Source organism: Arcobacter acticola, assembly GCF_013177675.1.
Lineage (GTDB): Bacteria > Campylobacterota > Campylobacteria > Campylobacterales > Arcobacteraceae > Aliarcobacter > Aliarcobacter acticola.
In genome coordinates this window covers 516,911-534,375 of record NZ_CP042652.1, presented here as the reverse complement: position 1 = coordinate 534,375, position 17,465 = coordinate 516,911, and the positions used below count along the sequence as shown (strand labels likewise).

The following is a 17,465-nucleotide window of genomic DNA, read 5'->3' as shown; positions in this document are numbered from 1 at the left end:
TATACAGACATAAGAACTCTTTTATAAAAAAAGAGCGCTTAATCTTTCTTTGTCAACTGTTTTATTTTTATTATCTATTAAGCCATCATTTTTAAATACTCTTAGCATTCTTGATAATGTTTCGGGGGAAATATTTAGAATTTCTGCAACAATTATATTTTTTGTATTAAAAAACTCTTCTGTATGGTCACATAAATATTTCGCTATTCGCTCTTTTGAGTCTAGGACTACATGCAAAGATACAAGATTTTCAAGATTTCTTATTTTTTTTATAAGTGAGGTTTGGATTAAAAAAGACAATTTAGGGTCTGAATAGATTATATCTTTTAAACTTGCAAAATTTATTCGTAAAACTTCTGTATCCGTAAAAGATTGAGCAGTTGCAGGATAAGGAATATGTTCAAAATTTGCAACTTCTGCTATTAATTCGTTTGCATGAAAATATTTTAGAATTATTTCTTTATCATTTGATGAAGTTTTATAAAGTTTTACAATACCTTTTGTTAATAAATAAAGATATTCTGATTCTTCTCCTTCATAAAATAAGATATTATCTTTTGACAATTTTAAAAATGTAGTAAATTCATTTATTCTATTTAAGGTTTCATCGCATAAGTCCTTAAATAAATACATCTCTTTTAATTTGTTTTTCATCTAAACTCCTAGTTTTCTATTTTTGATTATAATTAAAATAAATTTCTAATTTCTTGACTCGTGTTAAGTGAAGCATCAAAAGCTAAAATACTCTTTTACCCAATTTATCTCTTCATTAGTTTTTAAATCTATTTTATCCACTTTATTTTTATCTTTGTCCAATATAATCAAAGTGTTATTTTCTAATTTCAAAAACTCTTTTCCCCATTGTTGTTCAAGTTGTTCAAGTCTTAGAAATAAATCTTTTGCAGGTGGTTTTTCTTTTACACCCGTTTCATTACTAACGATTGAATATCCCCCTACTCTTTTTTCTAAGGTATAAGGCATGTGTTTTTGTAAGATTGTATAAACTCTTTCATTTTTAGGTTCTGGCATGGAATCTTTTAAAGCCATAATTCCTAAAAACATAAATATTACAAAAAAAGCAAGTACTAATAATTTTTTTCTCATGGTTTTTCCTTCAATATATTAAAAACAATTATATTTAAATTAAAAAATAAAACTCTTAATTCATATCAAGTAAATAAGTTGTTTCATGTCAAGGCATAAAAAAAATTTAGTTGTTATACTTTTTGAAAATTTGCTCTTGGAGAAAAATATGAAAGATGAGATACTATATAGAATACAAAAAAGCTTCCCTCTTGTGAAAAGACCTTTTGAACAAATTGCAAAAGAGTTAAATATAAGTGAAGATGAAGTATTAAAAATCTTACAAAAAGAAAAAGAAAATAAAATCATAAGACAAACATCAGCAATATTTGATACAAAAAAACTAGGATATACCTCATCTCTAGTGGCTTTTGAAATAGCAGCAGAAGATATTGATGATGCAGTAATTATACTAAATTCTCATCCTGGAATTTCACATAATTATGAAAGAAATCATACTTATAATATTTGGTTTACTCTAGCAATTGCTCCAAATTCTAAATCTACCTTAGAAGACACAATTGCTACTTTAGCAAAACTAACAAAAGCAAAAGATTATATTATTTTACCTACCTTAAAACTTTTTAAAATATCAGTAAAACTTGATACTACAAATCAAGCTGAAAAAAAAGAGAAAGTTGCTCGTACTGATTTTAAAGGTATGGAACTTAATGATTATCATTACAATATAATTAAAGAAGCTCAAAACGATATAGAAATAACACAAGAGCCTTTTAAAGAAATAGTTGAAAAACTAAATATCTCTTATGATGAGTTTTTTTCAGTATTAGAAGAGTTTCAAGAAACAGGTGTTATGAGAAGATTTGCTTCTATTTTAAATCATAGACATGCAGGTTTTGGTGCAAATGCTATGGTTGCTTGGGATATTGAAGAAGGAAGTAAAGGTGAAGAAATAGGAAAAATCGCTGCTTCTTTTTCTGCTGTTTCTCACTGCTATTTAAGACCTAAATATCCAACGTGGAACTATAATTTATTTACAATGATACATGGGAAAACAAAAGAAGACACCCAAGAAGTAATCAATAACATCGCAAATGAAATTGAATATAAATCAAATATGCCACTTTATTCATCGAGAGAATTTAAAAAAGTAAGAATTAAATATTTTTGTGATGAATTTAAAGATTGGGAAGAAAAATATCTAAATTAAAAAGGAATTAATATCATGGAATTATTTTTAAAACTTGAAGCTGGTTATTTAGGAATTGCCCTTTTCATATTAGCTATTACAATAATAGTTAGTTCAAGAAGTTTTGTAAAAGATGGCACTTGGAAAAAATCAATACCAATAGTATTTATTATACTTGGAATTTTTATTGGAATGCACTATTTTGTAACAACAAGCCGTATTTATGAAGTTGAAAATACTTTCAATAACAATGGGAAAATTATATGTGAAAACAGAGCTGTAAGAAAAGTTTCACAAAGTGTAACGATTGAAAAATCAAACGAATGGACACTTGAAAACCATATGTTATCTTCTCCAAATTATAATAGAGAATTTTTTACTGCGAGATGTATAAAATATGTTCCGGTTGAATTAAATTAATAATTTTACCTTATTTAAGTTGTCGTAATATTTACGACAACTTAGATTTTTCCAATTCTTTAAATTAAAATATATTATTCAATCATCTCAAAAGCTGTTTTAATATCATCAGCCTTCTGAGCTGCGATTAAAAACATTGCAGCATTTAATTTTGCTAATCTTTCTAAATCATCGCTTGGATTTTTTGTCATATTTAGTGACTCTTCAAAAGAGATAATATCTGTTGATTTTTTGTAGTTTATTCCAAAATATTCAGGATCAATCGTATACTCTGTTATTTTGCCATCAATTGTTTGCCAATATTTACACTTTGAAAAGATTTCAGGTGTTCCTTCATTTCCTTTTACAATTATTAGATTTTTGTAGTTTTCACCAAAAAGATGATTATATTTAGATACATAAGGCTTATGAAAAGCTGCATTTACTGCATAGTCTGAAGTTCCTGGGTTTAACAGTTTTTCAATTGTATTAAAAGCTGTTCTTAAACCCAAAATATTTCTAATTTTTGTTAAAGCACTTAATTCTTTGAAATAATCAGCTCTATCAAAATAGTAGATATTATCATCAAAATCAATATTTTCATAAAGATTTTTTAGTGTTAAACCTTTTTTTGCAGGTTGAAGTTCATCTCCACTAACAACTAAATTTAAATCGAATTTTTTTAGATATTTTGCAATCAAAGGTAATAAATAAGGATTATCAGCTTTCCCATCAAATGGATAACCTAACTCTATAGAGTTTGGTATTTTTACTCTTTTTATATATTTATCACAAACTTCAAAAGTAGTTTTTAATTCCTCTATTGTTTCAAGTTTAACTCTCCAACCTAATAAAAAAGCTGCAATTTGCTCAGAGTGAACATTTTGATTCAAAATCGACTCAATTGCATCAATTGTTTCTATTTTTGTTAATTCTCTATTTGATTTAGGACCTGTGCCAACTGCTCTGATATAACTATGAAACCCCATTTTACTCTCCATATCTTTAAATAAGACAAATTCTATCTTAATTTAAACTTAAGTTACTTGACTTGGGTCAACCAATTTGTAATTTATACTTGTTACAATTACCATGTTAAAACAATTATATATTTCATAAAAGGAGAAAATATGTCGCTTTCAAGAAGAGACTTCCTAAAAAGTTCAGCAGCAGCAAGTGCAGCAGCAGCAATTGGTATGACTGTACCAGCTGATTTACAAGCACAAGCTCAAGCCGCTGAAGGTGGATGGAGATGGGACAAGGCAGCTTGTCGTTTCTGTGGTACTGGTTGTGGGATTATGCTAGCTACTAAAGAAGGTAAAATAGTAGCAGTTAAAGGGGATCCAGCAGCTCCTGTTAATAGAGGTCTTAACTGTATTAAAGGTTATTTTAATGCTAAAATAATGTATGGTGCAGATAGATTAAAACAACCATTATTAAGAATGAATGCAAAAGGTGAATTTGACAAACAAGGTGATTTTGCACCTATTTCATGGCAAAGAGCTTTTGATGAGATGGAAAAACATATTAAAATTGCATTAAAAGAAAAAGGTCCTGAAGGTGTTGGAGTTTTTGCATCTGGACAATATACAGTTATGGAAGGATATGCAGCTTTAAAAATGATGAAAGCTGGATTTAGATCAAACGCTTTTGATCCAAATGCTAGACATTGTATGGCATCTGCGGTTGTTGGATTCTACCAAACATTTGGTATAGATGAGCCATCTGGTTGTTATGATGATATCGAACTTACTGATACAGTTGTAACATGGGGTTCAAATATGGCAGAAATGCACCCAATTTTATGGTCTAGGGTAACTGATAGAAAATTATCAGATCCGGATAAAGTTAAACTTGTAAATATTTCTACATATAGACATAGAACTTCTGATATTGCTGATATTGAGATTATTTTTACTCCAAATACTGACTTAGCATTATGGAATTATATTGCAAGAGAAATTGTTTATAATCATCCTGAATCTATTGATTGGCCTTTTATTAAAGAAAACATCATATTTGCAGCAAGTCCAGTAAATCTGGGTTATGGAATGAGAAGATCTGATGAAAAATCAATCGTAGATGGTAAATATACTGCAAAAGAAATGGAAACTATTTCAAAAGAAATGGAAAAAATTGTTTCTGAAAATGAAGCTCCAGCACTAGCTCCTTATGGATATAAAGCTGGTGATAAAATGGTAAACAAAAATACAGGTCTTGCGCACTGGGAAATATCATTTGAAGAATACAAAAAATCATTAGAGCCATATACTCTTGATTATGTTGCTAAAATATCAAAAGGTAACCCTGATGAAGATATTGAAGAATTTAAGAAAAAATTACAAGCTTTAGCTGATTTATATATTGAACAAAATAGAAAAGTGGTTTCTTTCTGGACAATGGGAATGAATCAACACACAAGAGGAACATGGGTAAATACTTTATCATATAACGTTCACTTCTTATTAAATAAACAAGCTAAACCAGGTTCTGGCGCTTTCTCATTAACAGGTCAACCATCTGCTTGTGGAACTGCAAGAGAAGTTGGAACATTCTGTCATAGATTACCAGCTGATATGATGGTTGCTAATCCAAAAGATAGAGAAATAACAGAAAAATCTTGGAAAGTTCCTGCTGGAACTATTAATCCAAAAGGTCATCAACATATTATGAAAATTCATAGAGATATTGAAGATGGGAATATCAAATTTGCATGGGTAAATGTTTGTAATCCATACCAAGATACAGCAAGTGCTACACATTGGATTAAAGCAGCAAGAGAAATGGATAACTTCATTGTAACTTCAGATGGATATCCAGGAATTTCTGCAAAAGTATCAGATTTAATTTTACCATCTGCTATGATTTATGAAAAATGGGGAGCTTATGGAAATGCTGAAAGAAGAACTCAACATTGGAGACAACAAGTATTACCAGTTGGTGATGCAATGTCTGATACATGGCAATGGGTTGAACTTTCAAAAAGATTTACAGTAAAAGATTTATGGGGTGAACAATCACTTGCAAGTACAAAAGGTGAAACAAAACTACCTGATGTAATTGAAGCTGCAAAGGCAATGGGATATAAAGAAGATACAACTATGTATGAAATCTTATTTGCAAATGAAAAAGCAAAATCTTATAAATTAGATCCAAAAGATCCAATTCAAGCTGGATATGATAATACAGAGGGTTCAGGAGATTCAAGAAAAGTTATTGGATCTGATGGAAAAGTATTTAATGGTTATGGATTCTTTATTCAAAAATATTTATTTGAAGAGTATGCTGACTTTGGAAGAGGTCATGGACACGATTTAGCTGATTTTGACACTTACCATAGAGTAAGAGGATTAAAATGGCCAGTTGTAGATGGTAAAGAAACTCAATGGAGATTTAATACTAAATATGACCCTTATGCTAAAAAAGCAAATCCAAATGGTGATTTTGCATTCTACGGAACATTAGCAAAAGAATTAGCTCAAGGAGATTTATTAGGAATTAATGATAAAACTAAAAAATCTTTAAAAAACAAAGCAAAAATATTTGCAAGACCATATATGGATCCACCGGAAGTGCCAAGTGAAGAGTATCCAGTTTGGTTATGTACAGGAAGAGTTTTAGAGCACTGGCATTCAGGAACTATGACTATGAGAGTACCTGAACTTTATAGAGCAGTACCTGAAGCACTATGTTATATGCATCCTGAAGACGCAAAAGCATATGGTGTAAAACAAGGTGCACTTTGTTGGGTTGAATCTAGACGTGGAAAAGTAAAAGCTAGAGTTGAAACAAGAGGAAGAAATAGACCTTCAAGAGGTTTAGTATTTGTACCTTGGTTCGATGAAAAAGTATTTATTAATAAAGTTTGTTTAGATGCAACTTGTCCACAATCTGGACAAACAGACTTTAAAAAATGTGCGGTAAAAATTTACCAAGCTTAATTAAGGAGGGTATATTGTTTTGAGCAATATTAATCCTCAAGAAAGAAAAGAGAAAAAGATGAGTACATCAGGAAACCAAACAACAAATGAAAGAAGAAAATTCTTTCTAACGATAGCAAGAGCAGCAGGTTTAGCTGTTCTTGGTGGTTTAACATGGAGTGCATTTGTTGATGAAGTAAAAGCTAGTTCATTAATATTGCGACCACCTGGTGCTCTAAAAGAAGATGATTTTTTAGCTACTTGTATTAAATGTGGATTGTGTGTAGAAGCATGTCCTTTTGATACATTAAAATTAGCAAAACCAGGGGATAACAAACCTCTTGGAACTCCATTTTTTGAGCCAAGAGATATTCCTTGTTATATGTGTATAGATATTCCATGTGTTCCTGTTTGTCCTACAGATGCACTTGATATTTTATCTGTACAAAATAAAGAAAAAAAATTAGATATAAACAAAGCCCAAATGGGTGTAGCAGTTGTTGATGATAATTCTTGTATCGCTTTTTGGGGAATCCAATGTGATGCATGTTATAGAGCATGTCCACTTTTAGGAAAAGCTATAACAGTTGAATATACAAAAAATGAAAGAACAGGTAAACACGCATTTTTAAAACCTATTGTACATGCAGATGTTTGTACAGGATGTGGTTTATGTGAAAAAGCTTGTGTTACTGAAAAAGCGGCTATTTTTGTATTACCAAGAGAAGTTGCTCTTGGAAGAGCAGGAGATTATTACATCAAAGGCTGGGATAAAGGTGATGAAGAAAGATTAGAACATGCAACTAGTAAAACAACTAAAACAGAACTTAGTAAAGATAGTGCTGTTAATTCTTTGAATAGTAGTAGTGATATGGAGGATTTATTAAAATGATAAGTAATATTTACAAAAAATATAGATTCTTAATCGCAAGAAGAATTACACAAATTTCTATAATGGTTTTATATATTATTGCAAATGTCTATGGAATAAATTTTTTAATGGGAAATTTAAGTTCATCATTAGTATTAAATACTATTCCTTTAAGTGATCCATACGCAGTTATGCAAATGCTATTTGCAGGTGCTGCTTTATCATTTGACATTCTTTTGGGAGCTTTTTTTATTACAATTTTTTATATGATTGTTGGTGGTCGTGCTTTTTGTTCTTGGGTTTGTCCTGTAAATATGATTACAGATTTAGCAAACTATTTACGAAGAAAATTTGGATTTAATCAAATTCAGAAAAAACAACCAGCTTCAAGAAATATAAGATATTGGGTAATTGCGATTAGTTTTATTATCTCTTTTTTTATGGGAGTTGCAGCTTTTGAACTAATCTCGCCTATTTCAATGGTTCATAGAGGAATCATTTTTGGCTTAGGTTTTGGATGGGCTGCGATACTTATAATTTTTCTTTTTGATTTGTTTGTTTTAAAAAATGGCTGGTGTGGTCATATATGTCCTCTTGGTGGATTTTATTCACTAGTGGGAAAATTTAGTTTAATAAGAGTTCATCATAATGCACCTAACTGTACAGCTTGTATGAAATGTAAAGAAGTTTGTCCTGAAAACCAAGTTTTACATATGGTTACAAAAACTTCTATTCCTGTATTATCAGGAGAATGTACAAATTGTGGAAGATGTGTGGAAGTATGTGATGATGATGCTCTTAATTTTTCAATAAAAAACTTAAAAAAGGGAGAACAAAATGAAGTTAGGTAAATTAGGTATATTAACTTTTATAGCAACAATAACTGCCACAGTTTTATTTGCTGCTAGTGAGCCAAAAAAAATAGATGAAGATTCACTTGGTTTAAGAAAAGTGGACTTAATGTCAGAAGAGAAAGCTGCTCCAGCTGAAACAAAATATGGAACTTCTCAGCCAATGAGTGGATATAAAATAGAAAGAGCATATCAAAATGCACCTCCTATGATTCCCCATGATGTTGAAGGTTTATTAGAAATTACACCTAATAATAATGCGTGTATGGGATGTCATGAACCAGCTGTTGCTGAATCTATGGGAGCAACTCCAATTCCAAAATCACACTATATTGATTTTAGACCAAAAAATATAGTTAAAGATGGTAATTTTATAAAAGAAGTTGATAATATGAAAAATGAAACTTCAATAAAACCAATAGATACAATGTCTAATGCAAGATACAATTGTACGACTTGTCATGCTCCTCAAAGTACAGGAGATTTAGCTGTTGAAAATACTTTTGAAGCTAACTACACAAGAGAAGATGGGAAAAACCATTCAACTTGGGATGAAGTTTTAACTGACGATTTAGATACAGTAAAGAAAAAATAATGAAACGAAGAGAACTTTTTAGTTCTCTTTCTTCATCTTTTTCTAAAAAAGAGAAGCAAGAGATAATTTTAAGACCTCCATATTTTCAAGATGAAACTATTTTCTTTTCAAACTGTATATCTTGTGATGGGTTATGTAGTACAGCTTGCGAAGAAAATATTATTGTAATACAAGAAGATCTTACTCCTAAACTTGATTTTACTTCAAGTGGGTGTACATATTGTGATGAATGTGCAAATGCTTGTCCAAATGAGGTTCTAAAATTAGAATATAAAAAACATATAAATGCTAAAATAGAGATTGATGTACTATCATGTTTAGCATGGAATCAAACAATGTGTTTTTCTTGTAAAGATCCATGTTTTGATGATGCTATTGATTTTTTAGGTATGTTTAGACCAAGTATAAACAACAACTGTACATCTTGTGGATTTTGTATAAAAACCTGTCCAACAAATGCTATAAAAATAGTTTCGTAAAAAGGAAAAAAAATGAAATTACTTAAAGACTTTTTATATATTTTTTTTATTTTAAATTTATTTATTTCAAATATAAATGCAAAAGATTTAACACCTAGTAGTTCACTAATAGCAAGTGGAGGAGTAATAGATTTAGTTTTAAATAATGACAAGCTTTATGTATCAACAGCAGCTTCGAGTGTAGATATCTTTGATATAAAAACTCAAGAAAAAATTGATTCTATAAAAATGCCTAAAATAAAGGATTTTTTAGGAGATATTATTGATTCAAAAATCTATAGTGTTGATATATTAAATGATAATATTTTAATTCTTTCTCAAGGTGAAAAAGGTGGAAGAAATCTTGATATTTACAAAGATGGTAAATTTGAAAGTATTATAAAAGATACTCAAAGACAATTTATAGCTCGTGCTAAATTTTTGGATGAAAATCATATAATTTATGGTTTACTTTCAAATCAAATATATCTTTATGATATTAAAAATAAAAAAATCATAAAGGAAATTCAAGTATCTCAATCAAAATTTTCAAACTTTAAATTAACACAAGATAAAACTAAATTAGTAGTTTGTGATGAAAGTGGAGTAATAAATATGCTTGATTCAAAAAATTTCGATATTATTAAAACTTTTAGATATCAAAACTTAGATAATGTTTTTCAAGTAGATATTAAAGATAATTTAATACTAACAGCAGGACAAGATAGACGAGCAGCTGTTTATAATCTTGATACAAAGAATGCTTATTATAAAGAGTACTCATTTTTAGTATATGCAGCAGCACTAAGTCCTAGTACAAAATTAGCAGCGGTTGCTAGTGATGAAGAAAACAATGTAACTATTTTTGATACATCAAGTCAAGCAAACTTATATAAGCTAACACAAAATAAAGCTACTTTATCAAATATCTTATTTTTAAATGAAAATGAAATAATTGTAACAAGTGATGATAAACAAATAAACTATTATAAAATTGATTAAATTAAAAGGATTATAAATGAATATTTCAAGCATAGTTGTACAAACTTTACCAAAATACCTAGAGGAAGTTGTTGAGTCTTTAAAAAACTGTGATGTATGTGATTATCATATGCATGATGAATTAGGAAGAATCATAATTACAATCGAAGGTGCTGGAGTTGCTGAAGAATTAAAAAAACTAAAAGTAATTGAAGCTATTCCTCATGTAATGAGTGCTGATATGCAAATGGCATATAGTGAAGAAGAGCTAAGTGCTCATTTAGAAGTATTAGCAAATGCTGATGCAGTGCCAAAAGTTTTAAATGAAAAAGATATTAAACCAGAAGATATTGTTTATAATGGTGATTTAAAGAAAAAAGATTTAGAAGGTTTTGCAAAAACATTTGATAATACAGGAAGATAACATGGAATATACATCAGGTAACTTTTTATGCGAAACAATTGTACCAAGTGGGGAATTAATTGTTTCAAGAACAGATTTAAAAGGAATCATAACTTATGCAAATGATACATTTGCAGAAATCTCAGGATATGAAGTAGATGAACTTATTGGGAAAGCTCACAATATTGTAAGACATCCTGATATGCCAAAATCTATATTTGAACAACTTTGGAATGATATTCAAACAAAAGGTTCTTGGAGTGGTGTTGTAAAAAACATTAGAAAAGACCAAGGCTTTTATTGGGTTTATGCTGAAATATCAGGTGTGTTTAAAAATGATGTTTTAATTGAATATAAATCAATAAGAACACCAATTTCATTTCAAGATAAAGTAAAGCACCAATTATTATATGATAAGATAAAAAAAGACTCAAACGAACCTACTCGAAAAGTAACATATAATTAGATTAAATTAAATTTTAATCTAATTAAAATAATACCACTTAAGTTTTACATTAATTACAAATAAATTACACTTTTTTTTAAATTGGTTAAAAAATAATCAATTTTGCTATTCTATTGTTACGATTACCATATATACTTTTATTAGATTTTAATTTAACAAAAGGAAATTACATGAAACTATTAAAGACAATATCATTAAGTGTAGCAACTCTTGCTCTTGCATCTACTATGGCATCAGCAGATACACTGGAAAATACTATTAAAAACGGTCAATTAAGTTGTGGATTAAATACAGGACTTCCAGGTTTTGCTTCTCCTGATTCAGCTGGGGTATGGACAGGAATAGATGTTGATGTTTGTAGAGCAGTAGCAGCAGCTGTTTTAGGTGATGCTTCTAAAGTTAAATATGCTCATTTAAATGCAAAAGAAAGATTTACAGCACTTCAAAGTGGTGAAATTGACGTATTATCAAGAAATACAACTTGGACAGCTACAAGAGATACATCTTTAGGATTAAATTTTACAGGTGTAAATTATTATGATGGTCAAGGTTTTTTAATATCAAAAAAACTTGGTGTTAAATCAGCTAAAGAATTAAATGGAGCAACTTTTTGTATCCAAGCAGGAACTACAACTGAACTTAACTTAACTGATTACTTCAAAGCTAATAAAATGGAATATAAACCTATTACTTATGATACATCAGCTCAAACAATCGAAGCTTTCGAAAGTGGAAGATGTGATGCTTTAACTTCTGATGCTTCTCAATTATATGCATTAAAAACAACTTTAAAAGACCCAAATTCAGCAATGGTATTACCAGAGATTATCTCTAAAGAGCCATTAGGCCCTGCAGTTAGACAAGGTGATGATAAATGGTTTAGTATTGTTAAATGGACTCAAATTGCAATGTTAAATGCTGAAGAGTTAGGTGTAAATTCTAAAAATGTTGATGAAATGTTAAAAAGTCCAAATCCAGATATCCAAAGATTATTAGGTGTAACAGGTGATATTGGTAAAAATATGGGATTAGATCCAAAATGGGCATATAACATTATCAAACAAGTTGGAAACTATGGAGAATCATTTGAAGCAAATGTTGGTAAAGGTTCACCACTTGGAATTGAAAGAGGATTAAATGCTCTATGGATAAATGGTGGATTACAATACGGTGCACCAATTAGATAACAAAATATTTTAAATTAGTACAAATATTTAATTTAAAAAAGAGAGATTAAAATCTCTCTTTTTTATAATAAGGTCAAAAAAATGAAAGAACACAAAAAAAAAGCTCATGACTCCGTTGCTTTTTATAACAATCCTGACAATAGAGCCATAATTTATCAAGTAATTGCTATTTTAGTTATTGCTGTATTCACATATTTTATTTTAGATAATATGTTTACAAATATTGAAAACCGTGGGATTAATACAGGATTTGGTTTCCTAAATAGTGAAGCAGGATTTGGTATTATACAATCACTAATTTCTTATACAGAATCAGATTCATATTATAGGGTATTTATAATTGGTATATTAAATACACTTTTAGTATCAGTAATTAGTATATTCTTTGCTACAATCATTGGATTATTAATTGGTATTGGAAGATTATCAAAAAATTATATGATTTCTAAACTTTCTTTAATTTACGTAGAAACATTTAGAAATATCCCTATATTATTGCAAATACTATTTTGGTATAATGTTGTATTAGCCGCACTACCTGGACCTAGACAGTCCTTATCTTATTTGGATGCATTTTTCTTAAACAACAGAGGTCTATATATTCCAAGACCTATCTTAGAAAGTGGTTTTATTTCTGTTATTATTGCTTTTTTTATTGCCATAGCAGGTATTTTCTATCTTACTAAATGGGCTAAAAAAAGACATGATGACACAGGTGAAGAATTTCCCGTATTTTGGGTTTCTCTAGCTATTTTAATAGCTGGTCCTACATTAGTTTATTTTTTAAATGGTACACCTGCATCACTTGAATATGCTGAACTTAAAGGTTTTAACTTTGTTGGTGGGTGGACTTTAACTCCTGAATTTTTAGCCCTAGCTTTTGCTCTTAGTATTTATCCAGCTACTTATATAGCTGAAGCTGTTAGAGCTGGAATTGAAGCTGTTCCAAAAGGTCAAAAAGAAGCAGCAAGTGCTCTTGGATTAAAAGAGAGTGTAATTTTGAAAAAAGTTGTATTACCACAAGCTTTAAGAGTTATTATTCCTCCTGTTATTAACCAATATCTAAACTTAATGAAAAACTCATCACTTGCAACAGCAATTGGTTACCCAGAACTTGTAACACTATTTGCAGGAACAGCATTAAATCAAGTTGGTCAAGCAATTGAAATTATTCTAATGACAATGGCTGTTTATTTAGCTATTAGTATATCTATATCAATAGTTATGAATATTATTAATGCAAAAATGCAAATTAAGGAGAGATAATGGCTATTTATAAAAAATTAGAAGCAAAACCTGCTCCTTCAAATACTAAAGGCCCTATAAAATGGATAAGAGAGAATCTTTTTCCATCAGTGACTAGTTCAATTTTAACTATTTTATCACTATTGTTAATCTATAACACTCTTCCTCCTTTGTTAGATTGGATGGTTTTTGATGCAACTTGGAGTGGTACAAAAGAAGAGATCACAAAAGATGGAGCAAGATGGATTTTTATTTATGAAAAATTCAATCAGTTTATTTATGGTTTTTATCCAGAAGAATTATATTGGAGACCAAATTTAATTTTTGTTTTTTTTGTAGTATCTATAATTGCCTTTAAAAAATTCAAACATGTTAAAGCAAGAGCAGTAATTCTTATTTTATTTCCTATCGTATCGTTTATATTACTTTATGGTGGATTTGGTTTAGAAATAGTTCCAACTTCAAATTGGGGAGGATTACTTCTTACAGTTGTTGTTGCTGCTGTTGGAATCGTAGTATCATTTCCAATTGGTATATTATTTGCTCTAGGAAGACAATCTAAGATGCCAATTATAAAAACAATCAGTGTTGTTTATATTGAATTTATTAGAGGTGTTCCTTTAATTACACTTTTATTTATGGCATCAGTTATCCTTCCTTTATTTTTTCCAGAAGGAATGACTTTTGATAAACTATTAAGAGCTTTAATAGGAGTTACTTTATTTCAAGCAGCATATATAGCTGAAGTTATAAGAGGTGGATTACAAGCTATTCCAAAAGGTCAATATGAAGCATGTGATTCAATAGGACTTTCATATTGGCAAGCCATGGGATTAGTTATTTTACCGCAAGCCCTTAAAATCTCCATTCCAAATATTGTTGGATCATTTGTTGCATTATTTAAAGATACAACATTGGTATTGATTATTGGTTTATTTGATGTTTTAGCAATGGTAAACCTTACAACAACAGATCCAAATTGGTTAGGTTTCGCAACAGAGGGTTATGTTTTTGTAACTATTATTTACTGGATAATTTGCTTTAGTATGTCTAAATATGCACAGTCAGTAGAAAAAAGATTTAATACAGAACACAAATAGAAAATAGGAATAATAATGAAAAATTTAGATTATATGATAGAGATGACAAACGTTAATAAATGGTATGGAGATTTCCACGTACTAAAAGATGTTAACTTAAGAGTAAAAAAAGGTGAGAAGATTGTTATTTGCGGACCTTCTGGTTCTGGAAAATCTACAACAATTAGATGTATGAACAGACTAGAACCTTTCCAAGAAGGTGAATTATATGTTTCTGGTTTAGAAATGACAGAAGATGTAAAAAGAATTAGAGAAATTAGAACTCATGTTGGTATGGTTTTTCAGCATTTTAATCTTTTTCCACACCTTTCAATTTTAGAAAATTTAATCCTAGCTCCAACTTGGGTAGGAAAAATTCCAAGAAAAAAAGCGATTGAAACTGCAATGTATTATCTTGAAAGAGTAAAAATTGCAGATCAAGCTGATAAATATCCAAATCAGTTATCAGGTGGACAACAACAAAGGGTGGCAATAGCAAGATGTTTATGTATTAATCCTGATATTATGCTATTTGATGAACCAACATCTGCACTTGACCCTGAAATGATTGGTGAAGTTCTAGATGTAATGACAGAACTAGCTGATGAAGGTATTACGATGGTTTGTGTAACACATGAAATGGGATTTGCAAAAAAAGTAGCAGATAGAGTAATTTTTATGGATGCAGGTCAAATTGTAGAAGAGAATACTCCAGCAGAGTTTTTCGGAAACCCACAATCTCCTAGATTAAAACAATTTTTAGAACAAATATTAGATCATTAAAAGAAAAAATATGTCACTTTTAAATATTTTTGCATTTAGTTTAGCAATGTTTTTATTAGCAATTACTCCAGGCCCTGGGGTATTTGCAACAATCTCAAGGGCTTTATCTTCAGGCTTTTTAAATGCATCTTTTGTATTAATTGGAATAGTAATTGGTGATATAATATTTTTATTATTAGCTATTTTTGGTCTTAGCGCAATTGCCTCTATCCTTGGAGATTTTTTTATCTTAGTTAAATATCTAGGTGGAATTTATCTTTTATTTTTAGGATATAAAATATTAACTTCTAAAGAACAAGAGACAAATTTAAAGGGTATTTATGAACTATCATGGAAAAAGAACTTTTTAACAGGACTTATAATAACACTTAGTAATCCAAAGGTTATACTATTTTACTTAGGATTTCTACCTACTTTTATAAATCTTCAAACTTTAACGGCTATTGATATTTTTATTATTTCTACAGTTGTTACTATTGTTCTGGGTGGAGTAATGTTAGCATATGCCTATAGTGCAAGTAGCGCGAAAAATTTATTTAAAAGTAAATCTTCAAAAAGAAAAATGAATATAGCAGCAGGAAGCGTAATGATAAGTGCAGGGGCAGTTCTAATAATAAAGGCATAAAACCTAAGAAGTAGGAATTAGGTTAAAGCTAACCAGATTCCTATACCTATCATCATAGAACCAGCAATTTTATTTAATAGTTTTACATTTGATGAGTTTTGCAATAATTTTCTCAAAGTACTTCCACCACTTGCATATATAATCAAACAAGTAAATTCCAAAGAAAGTATCAATAAAATAAGTACCGACAACTGTGGAGCAAAAGCTAAATTAGCATCAATAAATGGTGGTAATAATGCTATAAAAAATGCCCAACCTTTTGGATTTGCAATTGCTGTTACAAATCCTTGCATTGCGAGATTCTTCTTTGATACATTAAAATTGCAGCCTTCTAAATTCAAAGCCATTTTTCCACGTGATAACCACATTGAAACACCTAAATATATTAAATAAGCTCCTCCACCATATTTTAAAATCATAAATATAGTAGGATATTTAAGCATTATTGTAGCTACTCCAATAACAGAAGAAGTTGCAACTAAACCAACTCCTAAAAGCTCACCATACATCATGTAGAAAGTTTTTTTTAAGCCTATACTCATTCCCATGCTCAATGATAATGTCATACACATTCCAGGAGTTATTGAAACAAAAAAGAAAGTTGGTATAAATATCGCTAAAATTGATAAGTTAATATAATCTAAAATTTGAAATCCTTTAAAAAATTAAGAGAAGAGTATACAACAATTAAACAAAAAAAACTAATTATTATAGTTTTTCATCAGCTATAATTGTGATATAATATTTACAAATAGTATAAAAAAAGGTGTATTTATGCTTGAAGAACTTAATGTTGGTAAAAAAATAAAAAGATTAAGAAAACTAAAAAATATGAATGCAAAAGATTTAGCCCAAAATGCAGGTATATCTTATGGCATGTTATCTTTATTAGAAAATGGTTCAACTCAAGGTTCTGTTGAAACATTAAGAAAAATTGCAAAGGTTTTAGATACAACATTATCTCAGCTATTTACAAATGAAGATAATATAGACGAGATGATTACAGATGAATCTATGCTAATTGTAAGAAAAGATAAAAGAAAAAAAATATCTTTTCCTGATCCTTTGTATAATTGCGAATTATTAGTTCCTGATTTACAAGGAGATATTGAATTTGTATTAGTAAATTTAGAAGCTAATAGAATAACAGAAGATATTCTTCCTCACATTAAAGGTAAAGAAGAATGTGATTATGTATTAAAAGGAGAAATCACAATTACTTTAAAAGATAAAAAATATATTTTAGAAGAAGGTGATTGTATTAGGTTCAATCCAGAAATCCCCCATAAAATAGAAAATAAAACAGATGAAAAAGCTTCATATTTATCAGTTATAACACCTGTTTCTTTCTAAAATACTTATTTAAAAT

At 29.3% G+C, this 17,465-nt stretch carries 20 protein-coding genes; 16 read left to right on the top strand and 4 right to left on the bottom strand.

What is annotated here, in order from left to right; all coding sequences use genetic code 11:
• Positions 1–21 precede the first annotated feature (21 nt).
• Positions 22–654: a Crp/Fnr family transcriptional regulator gene (locus tag AACT_RS02775; RefSeq protein WP_172124772.1), complete on the bottom strand. Its 633-nt coding sequence runs from the start codon at positions 652–654 to the stop codon at positions 22–24.
• Positions 655–729: 75 nt separating this feature from the next.
• Positions 730–1,104 (bottom strand): hypothetical protein, encoded by a 375-nt coding sequence (locus tag AACT_RS02770; RefSeq protein WP_172124770.1) that lies wholly within the window; start codon positions 1,102–1,104, stop codon positions 730–732.
• A gap of 148 nt (positions 1,105–1,252) precedes the next feature.
• Here AACT_RS02770 and ahbA point away from each other — a divergent pair, with 148 nt between their 5' ends.
• Both ahbA and AACT_RS02760 read left to right on the top strand, forming a co-directional pair.
• Entirely contained in the window at positions 1,253–2,254 is a 1,002-nt protein-coding gene (ahbA, locus tag AACT_RS02765) for a siroheme decarboxylase subunit alpha (protein ID WP_172124768.1), read from the top strand.
• 15 nt (positions 2,255–2,269) lie between these two features.
• Entirely contained in the window at positions 2,270–2,653 is a 384-nt protein-coding gene (locus AACT_RS02760; protein ID WP_172124766.1) for a hypothetical protein, read from the top strand.
• 74 nt (positions 2,654–2,727) lie between these two features.
• Here AACT_RS02760 and AACT_RS02755 read toward each other — a convergent pair whose 3' ends face one another.
• Entirely contained in the window at positions 2,728–3,621 is an 894-nt protein-coding gene (locus AACT_RS02755; protein ID WP_172124764.1) for a glycosyl transferase, read from the bottom strand.
• A 141-nt stretch (positions 3,622–3,762) separates the two neighbouring features.
• Here AACT_RS02755 and napA point away from each other — a divergent pair, with 141 nt between their 5' ends.
• The 13 genes from napA to AACT_RS02690 all read left to right on the top strand — a co-directional run bounded on the left by napA (position 3,763) and on the right by AACT_RS02690 (position 16,096).
• Positions 3,763–6,573, top strand: coding sequence for a nitrate reductase catalytic subunit NapA (gene napA / locus AACT_RS02750; protein ID WP_172124762.1), 2,811 nt, complete (start codon positions 3,763–3,765; stop codon positions 6,571–6,573).
• Between the two features lie 58 nt (positions 6,574–6,631).
• Positions 6,632–7,444: a ferredoxin-type protein NapG gene (gene napG, locus AACT_RS02745; RefSeq protein WP_172128501.1), complete on the top strand. Its 813-nt coding sequence runs from the start codon at positions 6,632–6,634 to the stop codon at positions 7,442–7,444.
• Between the two features lie 8 nt (positions 7,445–7,452).
• Positions 7,453–8,274, top strand: coding sequence for a quinol dehydrogenase ferredoxin subunit NapH (gene napH, locus AACT_RS02740; RefSeq protein ID WP_172128499.1), 822 nt, complete (start codon positions 7,453–7,455; stop codon positions 8,272–8,274).
• A complete protein-coding gene (locus AACT_RS02735) occupies positions 8,261–8,869 on the top strand; it encodes a nitrate reductase cytochrome c-type subunit (protein ID WP_172124760.1) in 609 nt (202 codons plus the stop codon). The genes napH and AACT_RS02735 overlap by 14 nt, the downstream gene beginning before the upstream one ends.
• Positions 8,869–9,348, top strand: a complete 480-nt coding sequence (locus AACT_RS02730; protein WP_172124758.1) for a ferredoxin-type protein NapF — start codon at positions 8,869–8,871, stop codon at positions 9,346–9,348. Before AACT_RS02735 ends, AACT_RS02730 begins: the two co-directional genes overlap by 1 nt.
• 12 nt (positions 9,349–9,360) lie before the next feature.
• On the top strand, positions 9,361–10,329 hold the full coding sequence (locus tag AACT_RS02725; RefSeq protein WP_172124756.1) for a WD40 repeat domain-containing protein: 969 nt from the start codon (positions 9,361–9,363) through the stop codon (positions 10,327–10,329).
• A gap of 16 nt (positions 10,330–10,345) precedes the next feature.
• Positions 10,346–10,732, top strand: a complete 387-nt coding sequence (locus AACT_RS02720) for a chaperone NapD (RefSeq protein ID WP_172124754.1) — start codon at positions 10,346–10,348, stop codon at positions 10,730–10,732.
• A gap of 1 nt (position 10,733) precedes the next feature.
• Positions 10,734–11,177 (top strand): PAS domain-containing protein, encoded by a 444-nt coding sequence (locus tag AACT_RS02715; RefSeq protein WP_172124752.1) that lies wholly within the window; start codon positions 10,734–10,736, stop codon positions 11,175–11,177.
• Positions 11,178–11,347: 170 nt separating this feature from the next.
• Entirely contained in the window at positions 11,348–12,364 is a 1,017-nt protein-coding gene (locus AACT_RS02710) for an amino acid ABC transporter substrate-binding protein (RefSeq protein WP_172124750.1), read from the top strand.
• A gap of 81 nt (positions 12,365–12,445) precedes the next feature.
• A complete protein-coding gene (locus AACT_RS02705; protein ID WP_172124748.1) occupies positions 12,446–13,630 on the top strand; it encodes an amino acid ABC transporter permease in 1,185 nt (394 codons plus the stop codon).
• A complete protein-coding gene (locus AACT_RS02700) occupies positions 13,630–14,709 on the top strand; it encodes an amino acid ABC transporter permease (protein ID WP_172124746.1) in 1,080 nt (359 codons plus the stop codon). Before AACT_RS02705 ends, AACT_RS02700 begins: the two co-directional genes overlap by 1 nt.
• A gap of 15 nt (positions 14,710–14,724) precedes the next feature.
• Entirely contained in the window at positions 14,725–15,471 is a 747-nt protein-coding gene (locus AACT_RS02695; RefSeq protein WP_283241285.1) for an amino acid ABC transporter ATP-binding protein, read from the top strand.
• A 10-nt stretch (positions 15,472–15,481) separates the two neighbouring features.
• Positions 15,482–16,096 carry a LysE family translocator gene (locus AACT_RS02690; RefSeq protein WP_172124744.1) on the top strand — a complete coding sequence of 205 codons (615 nt, stop codon included), beginning with the start codon at positions 15,482–15,484 and terminating at the stop codon, positions 16,094–16,096.
• A gap of 17 nt (positions 16,097–16,113) precedes the next feature.
• Here AACT_RS02690 and AACT_RS02685 read toward each other — a convergent pair whose 3' ends face one another.
• On the bottom strand, positions 16,114–16,704 hold the full coding sequence (locus tag AACT_RS02685) for a LysE family translocator (RefSeq protein WP_272953569.1): 591 nt from the start codon (positions 16,702–16,704) through the stop codon (positions 16,114–16,116).
• Positions 16,705–16,870: 166 nt separating this feature from the next.
• On the opposite strand from AACT_RS02685, the gene AACT_RS02680 reads away from it, so the two are divergent.
• A complete protein-coding gene (locus tag AACT_RS02680; protein ID WP_172124742.1) occupies positions 16,871–17,449 on the top strand; it encodes a helix-turn-helix domain-containing protein in 579 nt (192 codons plus the stop codon).
• Positions 17,450–17,465 lie beyond the last annotated feature (16 nt).